This is a genomic window from Pseudomonas gingeri (assembly GCF_013385635.1).
In the GTDB taxonomy this organism is placed as follows: domain Bacteria; phylum Pseudomonadota; class Gammaproteobacteria; order Pseudomonadales; family Pseudomonadaceae; genus Aquipseudomonas; species Aquipseudomonas gingeri_A.
The window spans coordinates 172,895-198,692 of record NZ_JACAPR010000007.1; the positions used below are offsets into that span (position 1 = coordinate 172,895).

The following is a 25,798-nucleotide window of genomic DNA, read 5'->3' on the forward strand; positions in this document are numbered from 1 at the left end:
TTAACCGAGCCGCGCGGGTTTGCCATGGCACGGGGCCTGCATTCTGTCTGCAAAATCGGACAAATCCTTGTGTCAGAGCCCTTTGCGTCGAATGCGTTTGGGACTGGCTGCCGCCGGGCGGCTCCGTATAATGCGGCCATCGCCATTGGTATAAACGGATTGCATATGACTGAACAGCACCCTATCGCGGTCCTGGGAGGCGGGAGTTTTGGAACCGCCGTGGCCAATCTGCTGGCCGAGAACGGGCATCGGGTACGCCAATGGATGCGCGACCCTGAACAGGCCGAGGCCATTCGTGTCAATCGTGAGAATCCGCGTTACCTCAAGGGCATCAAGATTCACCCGGCGGTCGAGCCGGTCACCGACCTGGCCGCCACCCTCGAAAGCTGCGAGCTGTTCTTTGTCGCCCTGCCATCCAGCGCCTTGCGCAGTGTGTTGGCGCCCCATGCCGGGCAATTGAGCGGCAAGTTGCTGGTGAGCCTGACCAAGGGGATCGAGGCGCAGACCTTCAAGCTGATGAGCGAAATCCTTGAAGACATTGCCCCGCAAGCACGGATCGGCGTGTTGTCGGGGCCGAACTTGGCCCGCGAAGTGGCCGAGCATGCGTTGACCGCCACCGTGGTCGCCAGCGAAGACGAAGAACTCTGCACCCGGGTCCAGGCCGCGCTGCACGGGCGGACTTTCCGCGTCTATGCCAGCGCCGACCGCTTTGGCGTCGAACTGGGCGGGGCGCTGAAGAACGTCTACGCGATCATCGCCGGCATGGCGGTGGCGCTGGGCATGGGCGAGAACACCAAGAGCATGCTGATTACCCGCGCCTTGGCGGAAATGACCCGCTTTGCCGTGAGCCAGGGCGCCAACCCGATGACCTTCCTCGGCCTGGCCGGAGTCGGTGACCTGATCGTCACCTGCTCCTCGCCCAAGAGCCGCAACTACCAGGTCGGCTTCGCCCTGGGCCAGGGCTTGAGCCTGGAAGACGCGGTGACCCGCCTGGGAGAAGTGGCCGAAGGGGTCAATACCCTCAAGGTGCTCAAGGCCAAGGCCCAGGAACTGGGGGTCTATATGCCGCTGGTGGCCGGGTTGCATGCGATCCTGTTCGAAGGGCGTACCCTCGACCAGGTGATCGCCCTGCTGATGCGCGGCGAACCGAAGACCGACGTCGATTTCATTTCCACCAGCGGTTTCAACTGATCCACCGGACAGGAGCAAGACATGAACGAAGCCAAGTACGAATCCATTGTGTTGCGCGTGGTGTGGATGCTGCTGTTCCTGCTGGTCTGGCAGGTCGCGCAATTCATCCTCGGCGCCCTGGTGCTGGTGCAACTGATCTACCGGCTGGTCTACGGCGCGCCCAGCGGCAACCTGATGAATTTCGGTGACAGCCTGAGCCAGTACCTTGCCCAGATCGGGCGTTTCGGCAGCTTCCACAGCGACCAGAAACCCTGGCCGTTCGCCGACTGGCCGACACCCCGCGCGCCCGAAGGGGAAGCTCCCCACAGCGTGCCGCCGGCCCCGCACCCGGCTCGTGACGAGGAACCCAAGCTATGAAGTTATGGGTACTGCGTCATGGTGAAGCAGAGCCTCAGGTGCGTAGCGACGCCGAGCGCAACCTGACCGCCCATGGCCGCCAGGAAGTGCTGCGCAGCGCCGCGCACCTGATCGGCCAGCCGTTGACGGCGATCTATGCCAGTCCCTATGTCCGTGCCCAACAGACCGCGCAGTTGGTGCGCGATGCCCTGGGTTTCGAACCGGAGATCATCACGGTGCCCTGGCTGACCCCCGAGAGCCATCCTTCGAGAGTGCTGGAGCAGTTGGATACAGCCGACAACCTGCTGCTGGTCAGCCATCAACCGCTGGTGGGCAGCCTGATCGGCTTGCTCGAAGACGGCCATCTGCGCACCGCGCAGCCTATGAGCACCGCCAGCCTGGCGGAATTGGAAGGCGATTGGCCGCTGGCCGGCGCCATGACCCTCAACAGCGTTCGCCATCCGTAGAGGACTCGCGGGCGACGCCGTGCCTCACGGCGTCAGCACCGCCCCGATCAGTTCGGTCCTCGCCTGTTTCAAGGTCATCGTGTTGACCTTGGCGCCTTTGAAAGTGCAGCGCTCGAAGTAGCCCGAGAACATCGCGTGGCGCAGGTCGCAATGATTGAAGTTGTTGCCCTTGAAGCCACTCGACAACAGGGCACCCTTGAGATTGGCGGCCGTGAAGTCCGCCCCGTGGTACTGGCCGAAAAACCGCACCCCCGCCAGGTCGCCGCCACTCAGGTCGACCCCGGTCATATTGACGTTGGTCACTTGCAGTGTGCGTAGCGCCTGACAGATGGCGTCCTTGCGCCAGTGCCTGAACGGCAGCCGGGCATCGATGTCGTGGAAGGGCAGCGAGTCCGCCGTGTATCGACCGCTTGCCGCGATATTCAGGGCACACAACTTCATTGCCCGGGTCAGTGACGGCGACAGCGTGGACGGTACCCGCAGGTCGAACAGCTTCTTTTCCACATGCAGCGACACCCGTCCGCCACCTGCCAGCGGCACGCCATCCCAGCTTTGCAGGATGCCGGGAAAACGGCAGGTGCAGGCCACCATCAACTTGAGCAGCTCACCCAGGGGATAGCGGCGCAGATCGGGGATGGTGCCGAGGAAGGCCTGCGCCGACGCCAGGTTGTCCTTGAGTCCCAGGGCGGCCATATGCTGTTCGAGGGTTGAAAAAACCGGTGCCGCAAAGGCGCCTGGCAAGGACGGCCGGTGCGTGCTCGCCGGCGGTGCGGGCGATACCGGTGTCTGTGCCGGCGGTGTTCGGGGGCTGCGGACAGGGATCAAGCTTCGAAAAAGGCTGCCTATCGTTGACATGAACGTCTCGTAGAGGGGCTGGGAAACCGGAAATTCGACGCGATCCCTCGCCGCCCGGCTATCAGATTCCACCCGTTTTTCCTTGTGGCGGACACCGTCGCCGAGCTTGCGGTGCCGCCGTCCCCGTGAAATAGTCAGCCAAGCAAGTGCTTGGTTGGTCGCTGTGCGAACGTTGTTCTCCGGAATAAGAACAAGGGAGGGAGTCTTATGTCTGCCGCTTTTCGTTTGCCCCTGGAAGTCTTCTACGAGCGCGAAGCTCGCCATCCCCGCCAGCCGTACCTGGTCCAGCCGCTGGGTGGTGGCGAGGTGCAGACCCTGAGCTGGTCCGAGGTCGGTCACCAGGCGCGTTGCGCGGCCCACTGGCTGCGTGCCCGCGAGCTGCCCCAGGGCAGCCATGTGGCGATCATTTCGAAGAACTGTGCCCACTGGATCATTGCCGATCTGGCGATCTGGATGGCCGGTCATGTGTCGGTGCCGCTGTACCCCAACCTCACGGCTGACTCGGTCGCCCAGGTGCTCGAACACTCCGGGGCGGCGCTGGCGTTTATCGGCAAGCTCGATGACTGGCCGGGCATGAAGACGGGTGTTCCTCGCGACCTGCCGACCATCGGCCTGCCACTGTGCCCGGCGGGGGACTTCGATTTCCGCTGGGTCGACCTGCAGGCTTGCTCGCCGATCCAGGACGATCCGCTGCCCGCCGCGCAGCAATTGGCGACGGTGATCTATACCTCCGGCACCACCGGCCAGCCCAAAGGCGTGATGCACAGTTTCGCGACCCTGTCGTTTGCCGCCAATCATGCGATAGGGCTGTTCGGCCTGGGAGAACACGACCGGCTGCTGTCCTATCTGCCGCTGTGCCATGTGGCCGAGCGGATGTTTGTCGAACTGGCATCGTTGTTTACCGGGCAGACGGTGTTTTTCGCCGAAAGCCTGGAAACCTTCCTGGTCGACCTCAAGCGTGCGCGGCCGACGGCGATGTTCGGCGTACCGCGGATCTGGAGCAAATTCCAGATGGGTGTCCATGAACGGATCGCACCGGCACGCCTGGATCTGCTCCTGCGCCTGCCGTTACTCGGACGATATATCGGCCGCAAGGTGCTCGCCGGACTGGGGCTGGATGCCTTGCGTATTGCCCTGTCCGGCGCGGCGCCGCTGGGCCTCTGCGTGCTCTCGGCCAGTGCCGCCGAGGCACCCCGGGCGACCTTGCAGGCGGGGCTGCAAGCCTTGCTGGAGGAGGTCAACCACGCCCTCGACAAACATCAGCGCTTGCGTGCGCTGGTGGTGGTGAAAGATAGTTGGGCGGTTGAAAACGGCTTTCTGACGCCGACCCTGAAGCTCAAGCGCGCGGTGATCGAACAGTGCTACGGCGCACGGTTCCAGGCGTGGAGCGAGCACGGGCAGCCCGTGTTGTGGCAGCAATGACCAATAAAAACTGAGGATTGCAAGATGGCCTTGTGGCGTACCGTTCCGAATATCGATCAACTCAATGCCTCGGCGAAGAACACCATCAGCGAAGTGCTGGATATTCGCTTTGAAGCCTTTGACGAGGGATCGCTGACCGCCAGCATGGTGGTCGACCATCGTACCCACCAGCCGTTCGGCCTGCTGCATGGCGGCGCCTCGGTGGTGCTGGCGGAAACCGTTGGTTCCATGGCCAGCTACCTGTGTGTCGATACCAGCCAGTACTACTGCGTCGGCCTGGAAATCAATGCCAACCATCTGCGCGGCGTGCGCAGCGGGCGGGTGACGGCGGTGGCGACGCCGATCCATATCGGCCGCACCACCCATGTCTGGGATATCCGCCTGAGCAGCGACGAGGGCAAGACCAACTGCGTCTCGCGCCTGACCATGGCGGTGGTGCCGTTGGGACAGACGCCACCGAATCGCTGACAGGCGCCATAGCCATGGCCGGACTGTCATCATTCCTGGCAGTTACGGTCATTGCTGGCGACGGTAGTCCTGCCGACAATGAACACCTGTTTTCCATGAAGTGGTTCCGGTATGTCGCAGCACGTGTTCTTCGCCCACGCCAACGGTTTTCCCTCGGGTACCTATGGCAAGTTGTTCGCCGCCCTGTCGCCGGAGTATGAGGTTGCCCACCTGCAGCAGCATGCCCATGACCCGCGTTTCCCGGTGGACGACAACTGGCGCAACCTGGTCGACGAACTGATCCATCACCTCGAACAACAGCCCGAACCGGTGTGGGGCGTCGGGCACTCCCTGGGCGGTGTCCTGCACCTGCACGCGGCCCTGCGTTGTCCGCAACTCTACAAGGGCCTGGTGATGCTCGATTCACCGGTGCTGACCCGCGCCGACCAGTGGGTGATCCGCGCGGCCAAGCGCCTGGGCTTCATCGACCGCCTGACCCCGGCCGGACGTACCCTCGGGCGGCGCGAGGAGTTCGCCGACCTCGAAGCGGCCCGCCAGTATTTTGCCGGCAAGACCCTGTTTCGCGGCTTCGACCCGGAATGCTTCGATGCCTACCTGCAACATGGCCTGCGCGCCGAGGGCGACCGCCTGCGGCTGAGCTTCGACCCGGCCACCGAAATCAGCATCTATCGTGGCGTGCCCCACACCAGCCCGGGCCTGGCCCGGCACCTGAAGGTGCCGTTGGCGGTGGTGCGCGGCCGGTCGAGTCGGGTGGTGATGCGTCATCACAGCCGAGCCGTGGGGCGCCTGCCCCATGGCGAATCCCTGAGCATGCCCGGAGGTCACATGTTTCCACTGGAACGCCCGCAGGACACCGCCCAATTGCTCAAGGACATCTTCACCCGCTGGCAGCGGCGTGCCGCCGAAGGACGCCGGGCATGAGCACGGCGGTCGAGGAGGTGCGCCTGAGCCTGCCGCATATCGAACTGGCGGCCCATCTGTTCGGGCCGGAAGACGGCCTGCCGGTGATTGCCCTGCACGGCTGGCTGGACAACGCCAACAGCTTCGCGCGCCTGGCGCCGAAGCTCAGGGGGCTGCGCATCGTCGCCCTGGACATGGCCGGCCATGGGCATTCCGGACACCGTCCGCCGGGTGCCGGCTATGCCCTCTGGGACTACGTCCATGATGTCCTGCAGGTGGCGGAGCAACTGGGTTGGCAGCGTTTCGGCCTGCTCGGGCATTCGCTCGGGGCGATTGTCTCGGTGGTGCTGGCCGGCGCATTGCCCGAGCGGGTCACGCACCTAGCGCTGATCGATGGGGTGATCCCGCCGACCGCCAAAGGCGAGAATGCCGCCGAGCGCCTGGGCATGGCCCTGCAGGCGCAACTGAAACTGCAGGACAAGCGCAAGTCGCTGCACAAGACCCTCGACCTGGCCGTCGAGGCGCGCATGAAAGGCCTGGTGGCGGTCAGTCGCGAAGCCGCCGAACTGCTGGCCCAGCGCGGGCTGATGCCGGTGCCCGGTGGCTACACCTGGCGCAGCGACAATCGCCTGACCCTGGCTTCGCCGCTGCGTCTGACCGAAGAGCAGGCCATGGCCTTTGTCCACCGAGTGGCCTGCCCGGCACAATTGGTCGTGGCCGAGCAAGGCATGCTGGCCCAGCACCGGAGTCTGCTGGAGCAGCTACCCTTCAACCGGCAAGTGCTGCCCGGCGGGCATCATCTGCACCTGAACGACGAGGCCGGAGCGGTCCTTGTTGCAGACTGTTTCAATCGCTTCTTCGCCATTCCTTGACTTGCGCCCGGCAACTGTCGAGGCTTGGCGGGTTGAAAGGGAGACAACCATGCCAGATCTCGACACCCCCGTGACCTCGGGTCACCACGCCCCGGCATCAGTGCCCAGCATTCAGGCGCCGCCGATTTGATAAAGTTATCCACAGCCCTTGCCAGCGCCCTGGGCCTGGCATGTTTCAGTTGCGTGCTGCTGGCCGCCGACGTGCCGGGCAGCCATGACCTGTCACCCGTGCCGCGCCTGCCCGACGCGCAGATCGTCGACTATCGCGCGCCGACTGAACTGGAGCGGATTTATCCACAGAGCTCGATCCGCAAGATCAGCAACCGCTTGCGCAGCGACGGCCAGGTCAACGCCCGTGGGCAGATGACCTCGGTGACCTACGAGCTGCCGCCCGAGCGTACCGCCAACGAGGCTTTCACCGCGGCCCGCGAAGCCTTGCAGAAAGAGGGCGCGCAGTTGCTGTTCTGGTGCCAGGCCCGCGATTGCGGGGAAAACAGCCTGTGGGCCAACGAGGTCTTCGGCAATCCGGTGCTGTCCGGGGCGGACGATCAACAGGCCTATCTGCTGTTGCGCCTGGCCGCGCCGCAGGACAATTCGCTGGTGGCGCTGTACAGCATTACCCGGGGCAATCGCCGGGCCTATCTGCACGTCGAGCAATTTGCCGCGGGCGCCCCCCTGGGTGAACTGCTGCCGACCTCGGCGACCTTGTTGCGCGAGTTGCGGGACACCGGCAAGCTCGACCTGCCGAAACTCACCGGCGAGCCGCAAGACACCTGGGTCACCCTGATCTCCCGTGGCCTGAACCTCGATACCACCTCGCGGGTCAGCCTGTCCGGGGCATCCGCCGAAGCCTGGCGCCAGGCGTTGGTGGCCAGGGGCGTCAGGGCCGCGCGCCTGGAACTGGGCGCCAGCGACACCGCTGGCCTGCACCTAGAACTGTTGCGCTAGCGGCAGGAACGGCGGACACACGCCCGTGTGTTCGCCTAGACTTTCTTTTCTGATCTCTTTCGTGGAATCCCCATGCTCAATAATGATCGGCTGTTGGTGCAGATACTGCTCCTGGTGCTGTTCGGCGCCAGCCTGTGGGTGATGGCGCCGTTCTGGTCGGCGCTGTTCTGGGGCGCGGTGCTGGCCTTTGCCAGTTGGCCGTTGATGCGCCTGCTGACACGCCTGCTCGGTGGCCGCGAGTCGCTGGCCGCGGGCCTGCTGACCCTGGGCTGGATGTTGCTGGTGGCCGCGCCTCTGGTGTGGCTGGGTCTCAACCTGGCGGACCATGTGCGCGATGCAGTGGCCTTTATCAAGGATGTCCAGGTCGACGGCCTGCCGGAAGCGCCGGCCTGGCTGGTGTCGGTGCCGATTGTCGGCGAGCGGCTGGTGGGCGCCTGGAACACCATCGACCAGCAGGGCGCGGCGCTGATGCTGGCGATCAAGCCTTACCTGGGGCAGGTCGGCAACTGGCTGCTGGCCCGCAGCGCGCAGATCGGTGGAGGGATTCTCGAACTGACCCTGAGCATTCTCTTCGTGTTCTTCTTTTACCGCGATGGCCCGCGCCTGGCGGCGTTTGTCCATGGCCTGCTGGAACGGCTGATCGGCGAGCGGGCCGATTATTACCAGGAGCTGGTGGCCGGTACGGTACAGCGGGTGGTCAACGGCGTGATCGGTACGGCGGCGGCCCAGGCCGTGTTGGCGCTGATCGGCTTCCTCATCGCCGGTGTACCCGGGGCGCTGGTACTGGGGATCGCGACCTTCCTGCTCAGCCTGATTCCCATGGGTCCACCGCTGGTATGGATTCCGGCCACGGCCTGGCTGGCCTGGAAAGGCGAGTACGGCATGGCGATCTTCCTGGGTATCTGGGGCACGTTCATCATCAGTGGCGTGGACAACGTGCTTAAGCCTTACCTGATCAGCCGCGGCGGCAACCTGCCGCTGGTGATCGTACTGCTGGGGGTATTCGGCGGGTTGATCGCCTTCGGCTTTATCGGCTTGTTTATCGGCCCGACCCTGCTGGCGGTGGCCTACAGCCTGCTGCTTGACTGGAGTGCGAGCCAGGGACGGCGGGAAGAAAAACCCTGATTTGTGGGGGTGGACCACGATCAAACCCTTGTAGGAGCCGGCTGACGATCGTTCCCACGCTCTGCGTGGGAATGCTTAACTGGACGCTCCGCGTCCGCTCTGGATCTGTGACGCGGAGCGTCACGGGCGGCATTCCCACGCGGAGCGTGGGAACGATCAGCCAAGGGAGATGATCAGGCCGCGGCAGCGGTGCTGCCAGTCGCCGTCACGCTACGGTTCTGATACTGGGTATTGAGACCGACCATCAGGCGACTGAGGGCTTCGGCGATATTGTCCTGGGCCGTCTGGCTGGTGCTGGTCGAACCGTTGGTATTGGCCAGGGCCTTGAGCAGCAGCGCGCTGGTGGTTTCGCCGGTGCTGGCGGTCGTGGTGCTGCTGTCGGTGCCCTGTAGCGCACTGGTCAATTCGGCCTGGCTGATGCTGCCATCGCCGTTGCTGTCCAGTTGAGTGAACAGATCGCTGCTGGACAGCTGTTGCGGCGGTGGCGGCGGTGGTGCCAGCGCGGCGGCCAGTTCGTCGGTGCTGATGCTGCCGCTGGAGTCCTTGTCCAGGGCCGAGAACAACGAAGCGCTGTCCGCGGTGCTGCCCGCGTTGGTCAGGCCGGCCGCCAGCTCGTCGCTGCTGACGGAACCGTCGCCGTTGCTGTCGAGGGACTTGAGCAGGGCATCGGCCAGTTGGGTGTCGGGAGCGTGGTGCCCATGTCCCGAATGCTTCATCGCCGACAGTTCATCAGTACTGATGCTGCCGTTGCCATCGGTATCCAGCGAGGCGAAGTTCTGGCTCAGGTTATTCAGCAGCTTGCTGTCGGGCTTGTTCGCCAGGGCGGTTTTCAGCTCATCCTGACTGATGGCGCCGTCGCCGTTGGTATCGAGCTTGGCGAGCAGTTGCTTCTGGAATTGTTGCTGGCGTTGGGTGGCCGTCGTCGTGCTGCTGGAGCCGACGTAGCTCAATAAACTACTGACGCTACCGATCATGGTGCTCACTCCCTAAGTGTTGGCAAAGCCGGTGGCGGTGCACCGGCTTGTGCAGGCTCCCAACGGCAGGTGTCGAGGGTATGTGGGCTTTGTACCGGCGGGTACACACAAGGATCAGGCGCGGGGCAGGGTGACCACGGCGGTCAGGCCGCCGCCCGGGGTTTCTTCCAGGATCAGCTCGCCGCCCAGGCGCTGGGCGGCTTCCCGGGCGATGGTCATACCCAGGCCGACCCCCCCCGAGTTGCGGTTGCGCGAACCTTCCAGGCGATAGAAGGGTTCGAACACCGCCTCGCGTTTTTCAGCGGCGATGCCGGGGCCGTGATCGATGACCCGGATGATCAACTGCCGCCGGCTGTCTTCGAGGGTGATCAGCGCATCGCCGGCATAACGCAGGGCATTGTCCATCAGGTTGTTCAGGCAGGAACGCAGTGCCATGGGCTGCACCAGCAGCGGTGCGCAATGGCCGCTGGCGCGGACCCGGGCACCCTGGTCCTGGGCATTTTCGCAGATCGACTCCACCAGGGCCTGCACATCCATCCATTGCATGGCTTCGCTGGTGCGTTGCTCATGCAGGTAGCTCAGGGTCGCGTCGAGCATGCCGATCATGTCGTTCAAATCCTGGCGCATCTGGCCCTGGAGCCTGGCATCGTCGATCTGTTCCAGGCGCAGCTTGAGCCGCGACAGAGGCGTGCGCAGGTCATGGGACACCGCTCCGAGCATCCGTCCGCGCTGCTGTACCTGTTCGCGGATGCGTTGTTGCATCAGGTTGAACGTCGCGGCGGCCTGCCGGGCCTCCTGCGGGCCGGTTTCGTCAAGCGGCGGGCTGTTGAGGTCTTCGCTCAGGCGCTCGGCCGCATCGCTCAGGCGCTGGATCGGCCGGGCGAGCAGCTTGGCCCCGTACCAGGCGGCGATGATCAGGGCGATCAGTTGGAAGGTCAGTGGCACTACCGGCCCGCCAAACCAGGGGCGTGGTGGACGATGACCGCGCATATGCGGCGGCGGGAAGCGTGGGTCGAAGTTTTCCGACATGCCCGAAGAGGGCGGCGGAGGCGGTGGCGGAGGGCCGCCACCGTAATGACGGAACCAGAGAAAGGCCAGCAGGTGGGCCAGGACAATGGCCAGCAACAACACGCCGAACAAACGACCGAACAGCGTGTTGAAGCGTGGGCGCATCAGCCGATATCTCTCGCGTCGAACAGATAGCCTTCGCCGCGCACGGTCTTGATCAACTGCGGCGATTTCGGATCGTCGCCGAGTTTTTGCCGCAGGCGCGAGACCAACAGGTCGATGCTGCGGTCGAAGGCTTCGATCGAGCGGCCCCGGGCGGCGTCGAGCAACTGCTCGCGGCTGAGCACCCGGCGCGGGCGTTCGATAAAGACCCAGAGCAGGCGGAACTCGGCATTCGACAGCGGCACCACCAGGCCATCGTCGGCGATCAACTGGCGCAGCACACTGTTCAGGCGCCAGTTGTCGAAGCGGATATTGGCCCGTTGTTCGGTGCGGTCGTCGCGCACCCGACGCAGTATGGTCTGGATCCGTGCCACCAGTTCGCGCGGTTCGAAGGGCTTGGCCATGTAGTCGTCGGCGCCCAGTTCCAGGCCGATGATCCGGTCGGTGGGTTCGCAACGGGCGGTCAGCATCAGGATCGGGATATCCGATTCGGCGCGCAGCCAGCGGCACAGCGAGAGGCCGTCTTCGCCCGGAAGCATCAGGTCGAGGACCACCACGTCGAAGGTTTCCAGTTGCAGCGCCTGGCGCATCGCGGCACCGTCGGTGACGCCGATGGCCTGGATACTGAAGCGGGCCAGGTAGTCGATCAGCAGTTCACGGATCGGGATATCGTCGTCGACGATCAGCGCGCGGACATTCCAGCGCTTGTCATCGCCCGGTGAGAGCGGCTTGTTGACATCAGCCAGAGGAGCGGGAGTGTTCTGCATGCGTGTGATTATCTGCCGGTAAAGCCGCGAAGTGCAAAAGCCCCCGCGAGATTGTTGCACGATAGAGGTCCGGGCCCGCAGGCGCAGAGTCCATTTCAAGTGTAGCTGCGCCAGAAGCTACAGGCGCCGGGTGTTGGCGGGTTGTCGGCTGTGTATCAGGCTCGATACAAAGTCGGGGCGCCAGAACCCTCGCCGATACCGGGGTTCGGTCAACGTCCTGCGGATTCTAGGGCGTAACGCCTACGTAAACTCACTCTTTACGCCTTCTTTACGCATCGCCCCGGGCGTCGCTCTCGTTCCTTTACAGCCTTCCTTCCGACAATGACTCCACACGCGGCAATCGCCGTACCACGGAGAAATCCCATGAGCATTCTGGACGGGGTGTCACTGCTGCTGGCAGTGGCGCTGTTCATTTATCTACTGGTTGCGCTGTTGCGCGCAGATCGGAACTAGGAGCGGCGGTTATGCACAGTTATGACTATTTGCTGATCCTGGCCTTCCTGGCGCTGGTATTGGTTCCGGCGCCTTTCCTGGGGCGCTTCTACTACAAGGTGATGGAAGGCCAGCGCACCTGGCTGAGTCCGCTGCTGGGGCCGGTGGAGCGGGCCTGCTATCGCCTGTCCGGGGTCGATGAAAAGGCCGAGCAGAGCTGGCAGAAGTACGCCCTGGCCTTGCTCGCCTTCAACCTCGCGGGTTTTCTCCTGCTGTTCGCGATCCTGCTGTTCCAGCAATACCTGCCGCTCAACCCGCAGAACCTGCCGGGCCAGGAGTGGACGCTGGCATTCAACACCGCCATCAGTTTCATGACCAACACCAACTGGCAGAACTACAGCGGCGAAGCGTCCCTGAGCTACCTGAGCCAGATGGCCGGCCTGACCGTGCAGAACTTCGTCAGCGCCGCCACCGGCCTGGCCGTGCTGGTCGCCTTGTGCCGTGGTATCGGTCGGCGTTCGGCTGCGACCCTGGGCAACTTCTGGGTCGACATGACCCGCGCCACCCTCTATGGCCTGCTGCCACTGTGTCTGGTGCTGGCGCTGTTCCTGGTCTGGCAGGGCGTGCCGCAGACCTTTGCCCATTACGTCAATGCCGTGACCATGCAGGGTGTCGACCAGGTGATTCCGCTTGGCCCGGCGGCCAGCCAGATCGCGATCAAGCAACTGGGCACCAACGGCGGCGGCTTCTTCGGGGTCAACTCGGCGCATCCGTTCGAGAACCCGACGGCCTGGAGCGACCTGTTCGAACTGGTCTCGATCATCCTGATCCCGGCGGCGCTGGTGTTCACCTTCGGCCACTATGTCAAGGACCTGCGCCAGAGCCGCGCGATCATGGCCTGCATGATGGCCCTGCTGTTGATCGGTGGCGCGGTGTCGCTGTACGCCGAATACCAGCCGAACCCGACCCTGAACAACCCGGCGGTCGAGCAGACCGCGCCGATGGAAGGCAAGGAAGCCCGTTTCGGCACCACCGGCAGCGTGCTCTGGGCGGTGACCACCACGGCGGCCTCCAACGGTTCGGTCAACGCCATGCATGACAGCCTCAACCCGCTGAGCGGGATGGTCGCGCTGGTCAACATGATGGTCGGCGAAGTGATCTTCGGCGGTGTCGGCGCGGGCCTCTACGGCATGCTGCTGAACGTGCTGATCGCGGTGTTCCTCGCGGGCCTGATGATCGGACGCACCCCGGAATACCTGGGCAAGAAGCTCCAGGCCAAGGAAGTGCAACTGCTGGTGGTGACCTTGCTGGTGATGCCGGTCGGCACCCTGGTGCTCGGGGCGATTGCCGCGACGCTGCCAGGGCCTGCCGGTGCGATCAGCAACCCCGGTCCCCATGGCTTCAGCCAGCTGCTGTACGCCTACACCTCGGCCAGTGCCAACAACGGTTCGGCGTTCGGCGGCTTCAGTGGCAACACGTCGTTCCACAACCTGATGCTGAGCCTGAGCATGTTGCTCGGTCGCTTCGGCTACATCCTCCCGGTCCTGGCCCTGGCAGGCAGCCTGGCGATGAAGAAGACCGCACCGATCGGCCAGAACAGCTTCCCGACCCATGGCCCGTTGTTTGTCACCCTGTTGACCGTGACCATCCTGCTGGTGGGCGGCCTTACGTTCCTGCCGACCCTGGCGCTCGGGCCGATTGCAGAACACTTGAGCATGGGCTTCTGAGGAGTTAGATGATGAATATGCCTCTTCCCGCAACAAAACCCGCTGTGGTCGAACAGCCCAAGACCGCGATCGCCGATCTGTGGCGGCCGGCGCTGGTGCAAGCCTTCGTCAAGCTCGACCCGCGCCAGTTGCAACGTGCGCCGGTCATGCTGGTGGTGGAACTGACCGCGATCCTGACCACGATCCTCTGCGTAGTACCCGATACCGCCGTACCGGCCTACGTGTCCGCGCAGATCGCCCTCTGGTTGTGGTTCACCGTGCTCTTCGCCAACTTCGCCGAGGCCCTTGCCGAAGGTCGTGGCAAGGCCCGCGCCGACAGCCTCAAGGCCGGCAGCGAAGGCCTCAGCGCCCGGCGCAAGAAGGCCGACGGCAGCTTCCAGGTGGTGCCCGCCGCCAGCCTGCGCAAAGGCGACGTGGTGCGTGTCGAAGCCGGGGAGATGATTCCCGGTGACGGCGAGGTGATCGAAGGTATCGCGGCGGTCAATGAGGCGGCGATCACCGGTGAATCGGCTCCCGTGATCCGCGAGTCCGGTGGGGACCGTTCGGCGGTGACCGGCAACACCCGGCTGGTGTCCGACTGGTTGCTGGTGCGTATCACCGCCAACCCCGGTGAATCGACCCTGGACCGCATGATCGCCCTGGTGGAAGGCGCCAAGCGCCAGAAGACCCCCAACGAAGTCGCGCTGGACATCCTGCTGATCGGCCTGACGCTGATCTTCCTGCTGGTGGTGGTGACCCTGCAGCCGTTCGCCCACTTCGCCGGCGGCAATCTGCCGCTGGTGTTCCTGGTGGCGCTGCTGGTGACCCTGATCCCGACCACCATCGGCGGCCTGCTGTCGGCCATCGGTATCGCCGGGATGGATCGCCTGGTCCGCCTGAACGTGATCGCCAAGTCCGGCCGTGCGGTGGAAGCCGCCGGTGACGTGCATGTGCTGCTGCTGGACAAGACCGGCACCATCACCTTCGGCAACCGTCGTTGCACCGCGATCCACCCGGCACCGGGCGTGCATGTCCGCGAGTTGGCCGAGGGCGCCTTGCTGGCCTCGCTGGCCGACGACACCGCCGAAGGCAAGTCGATCGTCGAATACCTGCGCGACCTTTATCCACAGCAGGAACCGGCCGCGACGGAACTGACCGCCGTGCCGTTCAGCGCCGAGACCCGGCTGTCGGGTGTCGACCATCAGGGCCGCGTCTATCGCAAGGGCGCGGTGGATTCGCTGTTGAGCTTCGTCGGCCAGAAACGCGGCGACCTGCAACCGGCGCTGTCCCGCGAGATCGACAAGATCGCCCAGAGCGGCGGTACCCCGTTGCTGGTCTGTGCCAATGGCAAGCTGCTCGGTGCCATCCACCTCAAGGACGTGGTCAAGCCGGGGATCCGCGATCGGTTTGCCGAGCTGCGCAAGCTGGGCATCCGCACCGTCATGGTGACCGGCGACAACCCGCTGACGGCGGCGGCGATTGCCGCGGAAGCCGGGGTTGACGACGTGCTGGCCGAAGCGACACCGGAGAAGAAACTGGCGCGCATCCGCCTGGAGCAGAACGACGGTCGCCTGGTGGCCATGTGTGGTGACGGCGCCAACGACGCCCCGGCGCTGGCCCAGGCCGACGTCGGCATGGCGATGAACGACGGCACCCAGGCCGCGCGGGAAGCGGCGAACATGGTCGACCTCGACAGCGACCCGACCAAGTTGCTGGACGTGGTGCAGATCGGCAAGGAACTGTTGGTGACCCGTGGTGCGCTGACCACCTTCTCGATTGCCAACGACGTAGCCAAGTACTTCGCGATCCTGCCGGCGTTGTTCGCGGCGATTTATCCACAGCTCGGCGTGCTCAACATCATGCACCTGGCCAGTCCGCAGAGCGCGATTCTCTCGGCGATCGTGTTCAACGCCCTGATCATCGTCGTGCTGATCCCGCTGGCGCTGCGCGGTGTGCGGGTGCAGGCGGCGAGTGCCGCGCACCTGCTGCGGCGCAACCTGCTGATCTACGGCCTGGGCGGGATCCTGGTGCCATTCGTGGGCATCAAGGCCATCGACCTGCTGCTGACGGCGCTGCATCTGGTGTGAGGTTGCGGGTTTGTGCAGGAGCCGGCTTGCCGGCGATGCGGCGCCCGACGAGCACCGCTCCTACACAAGCCAGTTCCTACAGTCGATCGTTCCCACGCTCTGCGTGGGCATGCATCCCGCGACGCTCTGCGTCGCAAAGGCTGGACGCGGAGCGTCCGGTGCGGCGTTCCCACGCAGAGCGTGGGAACGATGATCTCCCTGAATTCGAGGAATTGAACATGTCTACTGTATGGCGTCCGGCCTTGAGCCTGTTGGTGTTGATGACCCTGATTACCGGTGTCGCCTATCCCCTGGTGGTGACGGGCGTGGCCCAGGCGGTGTTTCCAGGCCAGGCCAATGGCAGCCTGGTGCGCGATGCCGATGGCAAGGTGCGCGGCTCGGCCCTGATCGCCCAGGATTTCACCGGCGACGGCTGGTTTCACCCGCGTCCTTCGGCGGGGGCCTTTGCCACCGTGTCCAGCGGTGCGAGTAACCTGTCACCGAGCAACCCGGCGCTGGCCACGCGGATTTTCGATGACGCGGCCAAGCAGGCCGTACCCGGCCAGGGCCCGGTGCCGCTGGCCTCGCTGACCACTTCCGGCAGCGGCCTCGATCCGCACTTGCCACCGGCTGCGGTTCGCTATCAACTGGCGCGGGTGGCGCAGGCGCGCAACCTGCCGGCGGCGACCGTCGAGAAACTGCTGCAAGCGTATATCGAACAACCGCTGATTGGCCCACCAGTGGTCAATGTGCTTGCATTGAATGCGGCGTTGGCCGATATCGCGAAATAAACGCTGTGTTGATCGTTCCCACGCTCTGCGTGGGAATGTCGCACCGGACGCTCCGCGTCCAGCCTTTGCGACGCAGAGCGTCGCGGGATGCATGCCCACGCGGAGCGTGGTAACGATGAAGACAGCTCCATAACTGAGAAGACGAAATGAGTGATTCCGGTCGCGCCGACGCGCTGTTAGCAGAACTGCCCCGCGACGGTCGTGGCCGGCTCAAGGTGTTCCTCGGTGCCGCTCCGGGCGTGGGCAAGACCTACGCGATGTTGCAGGCCGCCCACACCCAGTTGCGCCAGGGTGTGAAGCTGATCGCCGGGGTGGTCGAAACCCACGGTCGGGCCGAGACCGAGGCCTTGCTCGGCGGTTTGCCGCAACAGCCCTTGCTGCGTTCCGAATACCGTGGCGTGGTGCTTGAGGAAATGGACCTCGACGGCCTGCTCAAGGCCAGGCCGAAACTGGTGCTGGTCGATGAACTGGCCCACAGCAACGCCCCCGACAGTCGTCACCTCAAACGCTGGCAGGATGTCCAGGAACTGTTGGCGGCCGGTATCGACGTCTTCACCACGGTCAATGTCCAGCACCTGGAAAGTCTTAATGACCAGGTGCGCGGCATCACCGGGGTGCAGGTGCGCGAGACGCTGCCCGACTGGGTTTTGCAGGAAGCCGATGAACTGCTGCTGATCGACCTGCCGCCACGGGAACTGCTGGAGCGCCTGCGCGACGGCAAGGTCTATGTGCCGGAACAGGCGCGGGCGGCGATCGATGCGTTCTTCACCCAGACCAACCTCACCGCCCTGCGTGAACTGGCCATGCAGACCGCCGCGGCTCAGGTCGACAACGATCTGGCCCAGGGCTACCGGACCCTCGGCCAGGCCGCGCCGGCCATCCGTGGGCGCTTGCTGGTGGGGGTCGACGGCGATGCCCAGGCCGAACGCCTGGTGCGTCATGCCAGTCGGGTCGCGCAGCGCCGGCATTTGCCCTGGAGCCTGGTGCATGTGGATAACGGCAGCGCGCGTGACGAACAATCGCGGCTGCGCCTGCAGGGTGCCCAACAGTTGGCGGAGCGGCTGGGGGGCGAAGTGGTGCTGCTGCGGGCCGGGGAAGTGGCCAAGACCCTGATCCAGCATGCCGCTGAACGCCGTGCCAGCCTGGTGTTGGTCGGCCAGTCGCGCCAGCGCCTGCGTCGCCGGTTGTTCGGCGGCGGCCTGGCGGCGCGGCTGTTGCGCAATGCCCGGGGCCTGGAAATCAACGTCCTCGACAGCCAGGAGGAGCAACGTCAGCCGCGCGTACGCGAGCCACAGAACGTGGTCTGGCTCGACTATCTGCTGGCGCTGCTGGCGACGGTCCTGGCCAGTGCCCTGGCCTGGGGCGTGGCCAGCGTGCTGCCGTTGCCGAACATCTCGCTGGTGTTTCTCGCCGCGGTGCTGCTGGTGGCGGTGCGCAGCAGCCTCGGCCCGTCCCTGGCCTGCGCGGTATTGTCTTTCCTGACCTATGACTTCCTGTTCATCCCGCCGAATTTTTCCTTCGCGATCCAGCGTGAAGAAGATGTGCTGACCCTGCTGTTCTTCCTGATGATGGCGGCGCTCACCGGCAACCTGGCGGCGCGCCAGCGCAGGCAGTTGCAGGCGCTGCGCGATACCCAGGAAGAAACCACCGAGCTGCTCGACCTGTCGCGCAAGCTGACCGCCGCCACCGATCGCCAGGCGGTGATCAGTGCCGCATCGCAGCACCTCAGCGGCTGGGAAGAGCTGGAACTGTGCCTGCTCAACCGCGATGGCCAGGGTGGCTGGAAAGTCGAGACCGGCGGGCCGTTGCAGTTTTCCGAGTTCGAGCGCGCGGCGGCCGACTGGGCCTGGCAGCACGATCAGCCGGCCGGGATGGGCACCGGTACCTTGCCCTCCGGCAGTTGGTGGTGGTGGCCGTTGTCGGTGGAAGAGGGGCCTCTGGCGTTGCTCGGCGTGCGTCCGCGGGAGGGCCAGCAACTCACCGGCCAGCGCCGTCGCCTGCTGACCGCCCTCAGCCAGCCGCTGGCCCAGGCCCTGGCCCGGGCACAACTGGCCGACGACCTGGAGGCTGCGCGCCTGCATGGCGAAACCGAGCAATTGCGCAGCGCCTTGCTCGCTTCGGTGTCCCACGACTTGCGTACCCCGCTGACTTCGATGCGCGGCAGTATCGACAGCCTGCTGGCACTGGGCGAAGCGATTCCGCTGGCTGATCGCCAGGAACTGTTGGAAGGCACCCGCGACGAGGCCGAGCGACTGGATCGTTATATCCAGAATCTGCTGGACATGACCCGCCTGGGCCACGGCGCACTCAAGCTGGCGCGGGATTGGGTATCGCCGGCGGACATCGTCGGCAGCGCGCTGAACCGTTTGCGTGCGGTGCTCGCGCCGTTGCAGGTGAGCACCGAGGTGCCGGCCGAATTGCCGTTGCTCTACGTGCATGCGGCGTTGATCGAACAGGCGCTGATCAATGTCATGGAAAACGCCGCGCGCTTTTCCGCGCAACATGGTCGCCTGCAGGTGCGTGCCGGGGCCACCGACAGCGAGCTGTTCTTTGCCGTCAGCGATGAGGGTCCGGGCATCCCGGAAGAAGAGCGGGCGAAGATCTTCGACATGTTCTACACCGCCGCCCGTGGCGATCGCGGCGGCCAGGGCACGGGCCTGGGCCTGGCGATCTGCCAGGGCATGGTCGGGGCCCACGGCGGGCATATCGGCGTGGCTGACGGTATCGATGGCCGTGGCACCTGTATTACCTTATTCCTTCCCCTGCAGGAGCAACCGGGATTTGAAAGTGAAGCCTGATATGCTTTGGCGACCCCTCGCCACGATGTTGCAACCATGAGCCAGACCGCGACCATCCTCGTCATCGACGATGAACCGCAGATTCGCAAGTTCCTGCGCATCAGCCTCGCCTCCCAGGGCTACAAGGTGCTGGAGGCGGGGACCGGGACCGAAGGCCTGGCCCATGCGGCGTTGAACAAGCCCGACCTGCTGGTGCTCGATCTCGGCCTGCCGGACATGGACGGCCAGCAGGTGCTGCGCGAGTTTCGCGAATGGTCCACGGCGCCGGTGCTGGTGCTGTCGGTGCGCGCCAGCGAAGGGCAGAAGGTGCAGGCCCTGGACGGCGGCGCCAATGACTATGTGACCAAGCCCTTCGGTATCCAGGAGTTTCTGGCACGGATCCGTGCCTTGTTGCGCCAGGCGCCCGGCGGGGAAACCCAGGAGGCCGCTCTGAAGTTCGGCCCGTTGACCGTTGACCTGGCCTATCGGCGGGTGTTGCTGGAGGGCACGGAGGTGGCGTTGACGCGCAAGGAGTACGCGGTACTCGCCCAGCTGGCGCGGCATCCGGGGCGGGTGATCACCCAGCAGCAACTGCTCAAGGACATCTGGGGGCCGACCCATACCGAGGACAGTCACTACCTGCGGATCGTGGTCGGTCACCTGCGCCAGAAGCTGGCGGACGATCCGACCCAGCCGCGTTTTATCGTCACCGAGGCCGGCGTCGGCTATCGTCTGCTCGATAGCCAGGGTTGAACGGCGCTTTCCTGCCGGGAATGGGCTTGTGTGGGCGCGGGCTTGCCCGCGAAGCTTTTGGCGATCTCAAGGGCCTCTTCGCGGGCGCTTTTTTTGTGGGAGCGGGCTTGCCCGCGAAGAGGCCAGATGGAGCGCCAAAAGCTTCGGGGGCAAGCCCCCTCCCACATAATAAAGCACCATAGAGGGGGCAGCCTGTTCGTCGCTTCAGCGCCGGTCTTCCTCGTAACGGTCCATGGTGTCCCGGGCGATCTCGCGGCCCAGGGCGATCAGTTCCGGCGCCTTGTAGAACTCGAAGAACCGGCACACGCGCTTGGGCACGTTGATCAGGATATCCGGCGGATAGCCGGCGATCTTGTATTGCGCCAGCGAGGTCTGCATCACCTCGAAACTCTGGTTGATCAGGTCCAGCAGCGAGGCCGGGCCGACGTTATCGATGATGAACGAACCGGTGGCGGACTTCGGCGCGCCGGCGGCCTGTGGTGCCGCCGCCGGTTGCTGGGCCTCGGGTTCCGCCGATTCCAGCCAGGGGTTGGCGATAGCCGCGGCGTCGGCGGCCAGGGTCTGTTGTTCGAGGCGCAACAGCTCTTCGGCCTGCTTGCGCCGGAAGGGCAGGCGCGAACCCATGGAACTGAGCAGGCTGTTGAAGCGGCTCTTGAAGGCCGGCGGGCGCTGGATCACCGGCAGTTGATAGTGCTTCTGGTTGGTCGAGTTGAGGTTGACGGCGATGATCAGGTCGCAGTGGCTGGACACCACCGGCACGATGGGCAGCGGGTTGAGGATGCCGCCGTCGACCAGCATGCGATTGCCCTGCATGACCGGCGTGAACAGGCTCGGGATCGCCGCCGAAGCGCGCATCGCCTGGTGCAGGCAGCCTTCCTGGAACCAGATTTCCTGCTGGTTGGTCAGGTCGGTGGCGACGGCGGTGTAGGGAATGCGCAGGTCTTCGATATTGATCTCGCCAACGATCTTGCGGATCTGGCCGAAGACCTTTTCGCCACGGATCGCTCCCAGTCGGAAGCTCACATCCACCAGGCGCAGGACGTCGAGGTAGTCCAGGCTTTCGATCCAGTTGCGGTATTCGTCGAGCTTACCGGCGGCATAGATGCCACCGACCACCGCGCCCATGGAACAACCGGCGATGCAGGCGATTTCATAACCGCGCCGTTCGATTTCCTCGATCACCCCGATATGGGCATAACCCCGGGCCCCGCCCGAGCCCAACACCAATGCGACACGCTTCTTCATCATGGATTCCTTGAACGGCCGGTTGCTAACAATGCGCCCATAGACGGCTGCGGTACAATCGCCGCTCGTTTCCGTCTGCTCGAACGTTCCCGTTGTTCATATTGATTAGCTAAGCTTGTAGGGCAGGGCAAGGCACTTTTTGCCCGGCGCACCGTCATAACCTGCACGACTGTTTTTTTTCTTGAGGTGTCATCGATGAAAGCCTGGATCTGTGTGCCATTGATTGCGTTGGCTTTGGCGGGTTGCGCGGGCAAGACTGCCTATCGCGAGAGCTGCGGTACCCAGCTGGATGCCGCCTGGCGTGAGCTTGACCTGGCCAAGGCCGAAGGCTTTGCCGGCACCGTGAGTTACTCCAAGGCCCTGTCGCTGCTGACCGGCGCCAAGACCCAGCAACAGTTCGAAGCCTACGAGGGCTGTTCGGCCAAGGCCGAGAAGGCACGCTTCTACATCCGCGAGTCGCGCGCCGGGCGTTGAACAAAAAATGCCAGGCCGAGCACGGTCACTGTAGGAGCCGGGCTTGTCGGAGCGCCGAACCGCCGCGAATAGGCCCCTGAGATTGCTAAAAGCTTCGCGAGCAAGCTCTGCTCCCACAGGTTTTGTGTCGTTGCAGAAAGAGGGGGACTCATCTACCTGCGTCGCGTTGGAAAGGATGTAATATCCCCGGCGTCTCCCCACGTTTGGATGTCTGCCTATGCGCAGTAAACTGGAAGCCTGCCTGCAGGCTGTCAACCAGGTGGTATTGGGCAAGGATGCCCAGGTTCGCCTGGGCCTCACCTGTCTCCTGGCCGACGGCCATTTGCTTATCGAAGACCTGCCCGGCATGGGCAAGACCACCCTCAGTCACACCCTGGCCAAGGTTCTCGGCCTGAGTTTCCAGCGTATCCAGTTCACTTCCGACCTGCTCCCCAGCGATATCCTCGGCACCTCGGTGTTCGACAAGGACAGCGGGCGTTTCGTCTTCCACCCGGGGCCGATCTTCGCCGAACTGGTGCTGGCCGATGAAATCAACCGGGCCACGCCCAAGAGCCAGAGCGCGTTGCTCGAAGCCATGGAAGAAGGTCAGGTGACCATCGAAGGCGCCACCCGCCCGCTGCCTTCGCCGTTCTTTGTGATTGCCACGCAGAATCCCACCAGCCAGGGCGGCACCTTTGCCTTGCCCGAGTCGCAGCTGGACCGCTTCCTGATGCGGGTGTCCCTCGGCTACCCGGCCCGGGCGGCGGAAAAGGCCCTGTTGCTCGGGGTCTCGCGACGGGACCTGCTGCCGCAATTGCAGCCGATCCTCAGTCATCACGAACTGGCGGCGTTGCAGCAGGAGGTCAAGCAGGTCCGGGCCAGCGATGCCCTGGTGGACTATGTATTGCGCCTGGTCGGCGCGACCCGCAGCGAAGCGCAGTTCGCCTGGGGCCTGTCACCGCGGGCGAGCCTGGCGATCCTCGCCGCGGCCCGGGCCTGGGCGTTGCTGGCCGGACGTGATTATGTGATTCCCGAAGATGTCCAGGCGGTGCTGCCGTCGGTGGTCAGCCATCGCCTGCGCGAGCGCGCCGATCCGGCCGGGCTGGGCGGCGGCGCGCTGGTGCAGTGGTTGTTGCGCGAGGTGCCAGCACTTTGACCGGTCGGCTGCGGGCTTCATGGCAGGCCTGGCTGAGCCGGCGCCTGCCGCCCTCGGCGCGGATCGAGCTGACCCAGCGGCGCATCTTCATCATGCCCAACCGTGCCGGCGGTGTCTTTGCGGCGTTGCTGCTGCTGATCCTGCTGGTGGCGATCAACTACCAGAACAGCCTTGCCTACGCTTTGTGTTTCCTGTTGTTGTCGGTGTTCGTCGTAGCGATCCTGCATACCTACCGCAACCTCAGTGGTCTGGTGCTGAGCGCCGGGGTCGGGCCGGCGGTGTTTGTCGGTGAAGAGGCACGTTTTGTCGTGCGCCTGGAAAGTGCAGGGAAAAGCCACCAGGCAATCCAGCTGGGTTGGTCGACGCCGCCGACACAGGTAGTGGATGTGCCGCTGGCGGGATTCTGCGAACTGGAACTGACGCGCGCGACCCTGGTCCGCGGCTGGTTGTCGGCACCGCGCATCGGTGTGCGCAGCAGCTTTCCCCTGGGTATCCTGCGGACCTGGAGCTGGGTCGACCTGGGCCAGCAGGTGCTGGTTTATCCACAGCCCCTGGAAGGCGAACTGCCGACCCTGGCCAGTATGCCCACTGATGAACAGGATGAAGGCGTGCGGGCCCACGGGCAGGGTGTCGACGATTACCAGGGCTTGAAGTCCTACCAGCCCGGCGATTCGTGGCGACGCTTGCACTGGAAGGCTTACTCCCGTGGGCAGGGGCTGCTGATCAAGGACTTCGCCCGCCTCGAGGGGCGCGAGCGCTGCCTGGATTTCCTCGCCCTGGGCGGCGATGTCGAGCAACGCCTGTCGCGCCTGTGCTACTGGGTGCTGGAGTTATCCAGGCGGCAGGAGCCGTTCGCCCTGCAGTTGCCCGGTCAACGCCTGGTCACGGACTCCGGCGCCGCCCATTGCGAGGCGTGCCTGCGGGCCCTCGCATTGTTCGGGAAAAGTTCATGAGCAGTGCACCGCTGATTTCCCGGGCCAGCCTGGTCTGGCTGCTGGTGGCCCAGGCCCTGGTGATGCTGCCGTTCTGGTTGCATGTGCCGCCGTGGATGGTCGTGTTCTGGCTCGGTTGCACGATCTGGCGCATCCAGGTCTACCGCATGCGGGCGCGGTTTCCCGGCAAGGTCCTGGAAGTCCTGTTGCTGGTGGCGACCATCGTCGGCATCTGGCTTTCGCGCAAGAGCCTGATCGGCCTGGATGCCGGTGCCGTGCTGCTGGTGGCGATGTTTATCCTCAAGCTGGTGGAGACCCGCACCCGCCGCGATGCCCTGGTGCTGATCTTCCTCGGGCTGTTTTGCGTGGCGGTGGCCTACCTGTTCGAGGACAGCCTGCCCTGGGCTGCCTATAGCCTGTTGCCGGTCGGCGCCTTGCTGGCGGCCCTGATCGGTTTGCAGCAGGGGCCCGGCACCCGGCCGCCGGTCACCCTGAAGCTGGCCGCGACCCTGCTGGCGCAGGCCTTGCCGCTGATGCTCCTGCTGTTCCTGTTCTTCCCGCGCATTGCGCCGTTGTGGTCCTTGCCCCTGCCGAGCGACAAGGGCATGACCGGGCTTTCCGAGAGCATGTCGCCCGGTGAAGTGGCCGAGCTCGGGCGTTCCGCCGAACTGGCGTTCCGTGCCAGTTTCGACGGGCCGCTGCCGCCGCGACGGGAGCTGTACTGGCGGGCCTTGACCCTGGAGCAGTTCGATGGCCAGCGCTGGAGCCAGGCGCCGGGCGTGCCTTTCAGTCCGGCGCCGAAATGGCAGGCCAGCGGCGAGTCCTGGCGCTACAGCGTGATCCTGCAACCCAGCGGTAAGCCCTGGCTGCCGACGCTGGATGTCGCCAGCAGCGACCAGGGCGATGTACGCCAACTGGCGGACTATCGCTTGCAGCGCCAGCGCCCGGTGCAACAGGTGTTGATGTACCGGGCCAGTTCCTGGCCGCAGGTCGCGCGCGATCCCCAGCTCAACGAGCGGGCCCGCCGCCAGGATCTGCAATTGCCTGCCCAGGGTGACCCGCGGACCCGCCAGTGGGCCGCCGAGCTGCGACAACGTTATCCACAGCCCGCGGCACTGGTGGCGGCGCTGCTCCAGCATTTCCACGACGAGCCCTATCACTACACCCTCAAGCCGCCGACCCTGGGCGCGGACAGCGTCGATGCCTTCCTGTTCGACAGCCGCCAGGGTTTCTGCGCGCACTTTGCCGGCGCCATGACCTATGTGCTGCGGGCGGCGGGTATCCCGGCGCGGGTGGTGGCCGGTTATCAGGGCGGCGAGTTGAACCCGGCGGGCAATTTCCTCACGGTGCGCCAGTACGATGCCCATGCCTGGGTCGAGTACTGGCAGGTCGGGCAGGGCTGGCGCAGTGTCGATCCGACCTATGCCGTGGCGCCGGAGCGGATCGATCAGGGCCTGGAGCAGGCTTTGGCGGCGGATGAAGGTGCGCCGGGAGCCTCGGTATTTTCGCCGCTGCGTTACCGCCATCTGACCTGGCTCAATGAGTTGCGCCTGGGCTGGGATAATCTCAATTATGGCTGGCAGCGCTGGGTCCTGGGGTATCAGGGCGAGCAGCAGTTCAAACTCATGGGGCGCTGGTTCGGCGACCTGGCCGGACTGATGCTGCCGATCGGCCTGGTACTGATCCTCGCGCTGTTGTCGTTGTGGCTGCTGCGTCCCTGGCGGACCAGGGCCGATCCGCAGCTACGGTTGTTCGCCGTCTTTGAAAAGCTGCTGGCGCGCCGTGGCCTGGTACGCGAACCGGGCGAAGGGCCTGCGGCGTTCGCCGAACGCGCGGTCCGGCAGTTGCCGCGCCAGGCCGAGCTGATCCGCGAGTTCACGCAACTGTTCATCAGGCAGCGCTATGCTGAACAGATCCCGTCGATGGATGCATTGCAACAGGTGTTGCGGTCATTGCGTCGCAGTCTTGGAAGTTCGATTTGGGAGTGAGTGT

Annotated in this window: 24 protein-coding genes; 19 read left to right on the forward strand and 5 right to left on the reverse strand. The window is 64.8% G+C overall.

What is annotated here, in order from left to right; translation table 11 throughout:
* The first annotated feature begins 165 nt into the window (after window positions 1-165).
* Genes HX851_RS34390 through sixA form a run of 3 tightly spaced genes read left to right on the forward strand, consistent with a single transcriptional unit; the run spans window position 166 to window position 1,994 of the window.
* Window positions 166-1,191 (forward strand): NAD(P)H-dependent glycerol-3-phosphate dehydrogenase, encoded by a 1,026-nt coding sequence (locus HX851_RS34390; RefSeq protein ID WP_017127988.1) that lies wholly within the window; start codon window positions 166-168, stop codon window positions 1,189-1,191.
* A 21-nt stretch (window positions 1,192-1,212) separates the two neighbouring features.
* Entirely contained in the window at window positions 1,213-1,548 is a 336-nt protein-coding gene (locus HX851_RS34395) for a DUF4389 domain-containing protein (protein WP_177057632.1), read from the forward strand.
* Window positions 1,545-1,994, forward strand: coding sequence for a phosphohistidine phosphatase SixA (gene sixA, locus HX851_RS34400; RefSeq protein ID WP_177057631.1), 450 nt, complete (start codon window positions 1,545-1,547; stop codon window positions 1,992-1,994). The genes HX851_RS34395 and sixA overlap by 4 nt, the downstream gene beginning before the upstream one ends.
* A 24-nt stretch (window positions 1,995-2,018) precedes the next feature.
* On the opposite strand, the gene HX851_RS34405 is transcribed toward sixA, so the two are convergent.
* Complete coding sequence (locus tag HX851_RS34405) at window positions 2,019-2,687, reverse strand: pentapeptide repeat-containing protein (RefSeq protein ID WP_177064229.1); 669 nt, start codon at window positions 2,685-2,687, stop codon at window positions 2,019-2,021.
* Window positions 2,688-3,056: 369 nt separating this feature from the next.
* Between HX851_RS34405 and HX851_RS34410 the strand changes: the two genes are divergently transcribed.
* The 6 genes from HX851_RS34410 (at window position 3,057) to HX851_RS34435 (ending at window position 8,584) form a co-directional block, all read left to right on the forward strand.
* A complete protein-coding gene (locus tag HX851_RS34410; RefSeq protein ID WP_177064230.1) occupies window positions 3,057-4,271 on the forward strand; it encodes an AMP-binding protein in 1,215 nt (404 codons plus the stop codon).
* Between the two features lie 24 nt (window positions 4,272-4,295).
* On the forward strand, window positions 4,296-4,739 hold the full coding sequence (locus HX851_RS34415; RefSeq protein ID WP_177057629.1) for a hotdog fold thioesterase: 444 nt from the start codon (window positions 4,296-4,298) through the stop codon (window positions 4,737-4,739).
* Between the two features lie 111 nt (window positions 4,740-4,850).
* A complete protein-coding gene (locus HX851_RS34420) occupies window positions 4,851-5,660 on the forward strand; it encodes an alpha/beta fold hydrolase (RefSeq protein ID WP_177057628.1) in 810 nt (269 codons plus the stop codon).
* The gene (locus HX851_RS34425) at window positions 5,657-6,511 is read left to right on the forward strand and encodes an alpha/beta hydrolase (RefSeq protein ID WP_177057627.1); all 855 of its coding nucleotides are present in this window, start codon (window positions 5,657-5,659) and stop codon (window positions 6,509-6,511) included. The genes HX851_RS34420 and HX851_RS34425 overlap by 4 nt, the downstream gene beginning before the upstream one ends.
* Before the next feature lie 129 nt (window positions 6,512-6,640).
* Window positions 6,641-7,459 carry a DUF4892 domain-containing protein gene (locus tag HX851_RS34430; RefSeq protein WP_177057704.1) on the forward strand — a complete coding sequence of 273 codons (819 nt, stop codon included), beginning with the start codon at window positions 6,641-6,643 and terminating at the stop codon, window positions 7,457-7,459.
* Window positions 7,460-7,531: 72 nt separating this feature from the next.
* Window positions 7,532-8,584: an AI-2E family transporter gene (locus HX851_RS34435; protein ID WP_177057626.1), complete on the forward strand. Its 1,053-nt coding sequence runs from the start codon at window positions 7,532-7,534 to the stop codon at window positions 8,582-8,584.
* 173 nt (window positions 8,585-8,757) lie between these two features.
* Here the strand turns inward: HX851_RS34435 and xopAW are convergent, their stop codons facing one another.
* The 3 genes from xopAW to HX851_RS34450 form a co-directional block, all read right to left on the reverse strand.
* Window positions 8,758-9,558, reverse strand: a complete 801-nt coding sequence (xopAW, locus tag HX851_RS34440) for a XopAW family type III secretion system calcium-binding effector (protein WP_177057625.1) — start codon at window positions 9,556-9,558, stop codon at window positions 8,758-8,760.
* 114 nt (window positions 9,559-9,672) lie between these two features.
* Complete coding sequence (locus HX851_RS34445; RefSeq protein WP_177057624.1) at window positions 9,673-10,731, reverse strand: sensor histidine kinase; 1,059 nt, start codon at window positions 10,729-10,731, stop codon at window positions 9,673-9,675.
* On the reverse strand, window positions 10,731-11,495 hold the full coding sequence (locus HX851_RS34450) for a response regulator (RefSeq protein ID WP_177057623.1): 765 nt from the start codon (window positions 11,493-11,495) through the stop codon (window positions 10,731-10,733). Before HX851_RS34450 ends, HX851_RS34445 begins: the two co-directional genes overlap by 1 nt.
* A 363-nt stretch (window positions 11,496-11,858) precedes the next feature.
* Here HX851_RS34450 and kdpF point away from each other — a divergent pair, with 363 nt between their 5' ends.
* From kdpF to HX851_RS34480, 6 genes are all read left to right on the forward strand, one after another.
* Window positions 11,859-11,948: a K(+)-transporting ATPase subunit F gene (kdpF, locus tag HX851_RS34455; protein ID WP_017128001.1), complete on the forward strand. Its 90-nt coding sequence runs from the start codon at window positions 11,859-11,861 to the stop codon at window positions 11,946-11,948.
* 11 nt (window positions 11,949-11,959) lie between these two features.
* Window positions 11,960-13,654 (forward strand): potassium-transporting ATPase subunit KdpA, encoded by a 1,695-nt coding sequence (kdpA, locus tag HX851_RS34460; RefSeq protein ID WP_177057622.1) that lies wholly within the window; start codon window positions 11,960-11,962, stop codon window positions 13,652-13,654.
* An 11-nt stretch (window positions 13,655-13,665) separates the two neighbouring features.
* Window positions 13,666-15,720, forward strand: a complete 2,055-nt coding sequence (kdpB, locus tag HX851_RS34465) for a potassium-transporting ATPase subunit KdpB (protein ID WP_177057621.1) — start codon at window positions 13,666-13,668, stop codon at window positions 15,718-15,720.
* A 218-nt stretch (window positions 15,721-15,938) separates the two neighbouring features.
* A complete protein-coding gene (gene kdpC / locus HX851_RS34470) occupies window positions 15,939-16,490 on the forward strand; it encodes a potassium-transporting ATPase subunit KdpC (RefSeq protein ID WP_177057620.1) in 552 nt (183 codons plus the stop codon).
* 146 nt (window positions 16,491-16,636) lie between these two features.
* The gene (locus HX851_RS34475; protein WP_177057619.1) at window positions 16,637-19,288 is read left to right on the forward strand and encodes a DUF4118 domain-containing protein; all 2,652 of its coding nucleotides are present in this window, start codon (window positions 16,637-16,639) and stop codon (window positions 19,286-19,288) included.
* A gap of 36 nt (window positions 19,289-19,324) precedes the next feature.
* On the forward strand, window positions 19,325-20,020 hold the full coding sequence (locus HX851_RS34480; RefSeq protein ID WP_177057618.1) for a response regulator: 696 nt from the start codon (window positions 19,325-19,327) through the stop codon (window positions 20,018-20,020).
* Window positions 20,021-20,224: 204 nt separating this feature from the next.
* Here HX851_RS34480 and HX851_RS34485 read toward each other — a convergent pair whose 3' ends face one another.
* Window positions 20,225-21,265, reverse strand: coding sequence for a patatin-like phospholipase family protein (locus tag HX851_RS34485; protein ID WP_177057617.1), 1,041 nt, complete (start codon window positions 21,263-21,265; stop codon window positions 20,225-20,227).
* Between the two features lie 195 nt (window positions 21,266-21,460).
* Here HX851_RS34485 and HX851_RS34490 point away from each other — a divergent pair, with 195 nt between their 5' ends.
* The 4 genes from HX851_RS34490 to HX851_RS34505 all read left to right on the forward strand — a co-directional run bounded on the left by HX851_RS34490 (window position 21,461) and on the right by HX851_RS34505 (window position 25,794).
* Window positions 21,461-21,739 carry a hypothetical protein gene (locus HX851_RS34490; protein ID WP_017128009.1) on the forward strand — a complete coding sequence of 93 codons (279 nt, stop codon included), beginning with the start codon at window positions 21,461-21,463 and terminating at the stop codon, window positions 21,737-21,739.
* Between the two features lie 217 nt (window positions 21,740-21,956).
* Entirely contained in the window at window positions 21,957-22,874 is a 918-nt protein-coding gene (locus HX851_RS34495) for an AAA family ATPase (RefSeq protein WP_177064231.1), read from the forward strand.
* Window positions 22,844-23,827 carry a DUF58 domain-containing protein gene (locus HX851_RS34500; RefSeq protein ID WP_177064232.1) on the forward strand — a complete coding sequence of 328 codons (984 nt, stop codon included), beginning with the start codon at window positions 22,844-22,846 and terminating at the stop codon, window positions 23,825-23,827. Before HX851_RS34495 ends, HX851_RS34500 begins: the two co-directional genes overlap by 31 nt.
* The gene (locus tag HX851_RS34505; RefSeq protein WP_177064233.1) at window positions 23,824-25,794 is read left to right on the forward strand and encodes a transglutaminase TgpA family protein; all 1,971 of its coding nucleotides are present in this window, start codon (window positions 23,824-23,826) and stop codon (window positions 25,792-25,794) included. Before HX851_RS34500 ends, HX851_RS34505 begins: the two co-directional genes overlap by 4 nt.
* Window positions 25,795-25,798 lie beyond the last annotated feature (4 nt).

Coding starts and splice junctions, on each gene's coding strand:
- HX851_RS34390 (WP_017127988.1), top strand. CDS start 166: ATGACTGAACAGCACCCTATCGCGGTCCTGGGAGGCGGGAGTTTTGGA.
- HX851_RS34395 (WP_177057632.1), top strand. CDS start 1,213: ATGAACGAAGCCAAGTACGAATCCATTGTGTTGCGCGTGGTGTGGATG.
- sixA (WP_177057631.1), top strand. CDS start 1,545: ATGAAGTTATGGGTACTGCGTCATGGTGAAGCAGAGCCTCAGGTGCGT.
- HX851_RS34405 (WP_177064229.1), bottom strand. CDS start 2,687: ATGGCCGCCCTGGGACTCAAGGACAACCTGGCGTCGGCGCAGGCCTTC.
- HX851_RS34410 (WP_177064230.1), top strand. CDS start 3,057: ATGTCTGCCGCTTTTCGTTTGCCCCTGGAAGTCTTCTACGAGCGCGAA.
- HX851_RS34415 (WP_177057629.1), top strand. CDS start 4,296: ATGGCCTTGTGGCGTACCGTTCCGAATATCGATCAACTCAATGCCTCG.
- HX851_RS34420 (WP_177057628.1), top strand. CDS start 4,851: ATGTCGCAGCACGTGTTCTTCGCCCACGCCAACGGTTTTCCCTCGGGT.
- HX851_RS34425 (WP_177057627.1), top strand. CDS start 5,657: ATGAGCACGGCGGTCGAGGAGGTGCGCCTGAGCCTGCCGCATATCGAA.
- HX851_RS34435 (WP_177057626.1), top strand. CDS start 7,532: ATGCTCAATAATGATCGGCTGTTGGTGCAGATACTGCTCCTGGTGCTG.
- xopAW (WP_177057625.1), bottom strand. CDS start 9,558: ATGATCGGTAGCGTCAGTAGTTTATTGAGCTACGTCGGCTCCAGCAGC.
- HX851_RS34445 (WP_177057624.1), bottom strand. CDS start 10,731: ATGCGCCCACGCTTCAACACGCTGTTCGGTCGTTTGTTCGGCGTGTTG.
- HX851_RS34450 (WP_177057623.1), bottom strand. CDS start 11,495: ATGCAGAACACTCCCGCTCCTCTGGCTGATGTCAACAAGCCGCTCTCA.
- kdpF (WP_017128001.1), top strand. CDS start 11,859: ATGAGCATTCTGGACGGGGTGTCACTGCTGCTGGCAGTGGCGCTGTTC.
- kdpA (WP_177057622.1), top strand. CDS start 11,960: ATGCACAGTTATGACTATTTGCTGATCCTGGCCTTCCTGGCGCTGGTA.
- kdpB (WP_177057621.1), top strand. CDS start 13,666: ATGAATATGCCTCTTCCCGCAACAAAACCCGCTGTGGTCGAACAGCCC.
- kdpC (WP_177057620.1), top strand. CDS start 15,939: ATGTCTACTGTATGGCGTCCGGCCTTGAGCCTGTTGGTGTTGATGACC.
- HX851_RS34475 (WP_177057619.1), top strand. CDS start 16,637: ATGAGTGATTCCGGTCGCGCCGACGCGCTGTTAGCAGAACTGCCCCGC.
- HX851_RS34480 (WP_177057618.1), top strand. CDS start 19,325: ATGAGCCAGACCGCGACCATCCTCGTCATCGACGATGAACCGCAGATT.
- HX851_RS34485 (WP_177057617.1), bottom strand. CDS start 21,265: ATGAAGAAGCGTGTCGCATTGGTGTTGGGCTCGGGCGGGGCCCGGGGT.
- HX851_RS34490 (WP_017128009.1), top strand. CDS start 21,461: ATGAAAGCCTGGATCTGTGTGCCATTGATTGCGTTGGCTTTGGCGGGT.
- HX851_RS34495 (WP_177064231.1), top strand. CDS start 21,957: ATGCGCAGTAAACTGGAAGCCTGCCTGCAGGCTGTCAACCAGGTGGTA.
- HX851_RS34505 (WP_177064233.1), top strand. CDS start 23,824: ATGAGCAGTGCACCGCTGATTTCCCGGGCCAGCCTGGTCTGGCTGCTG.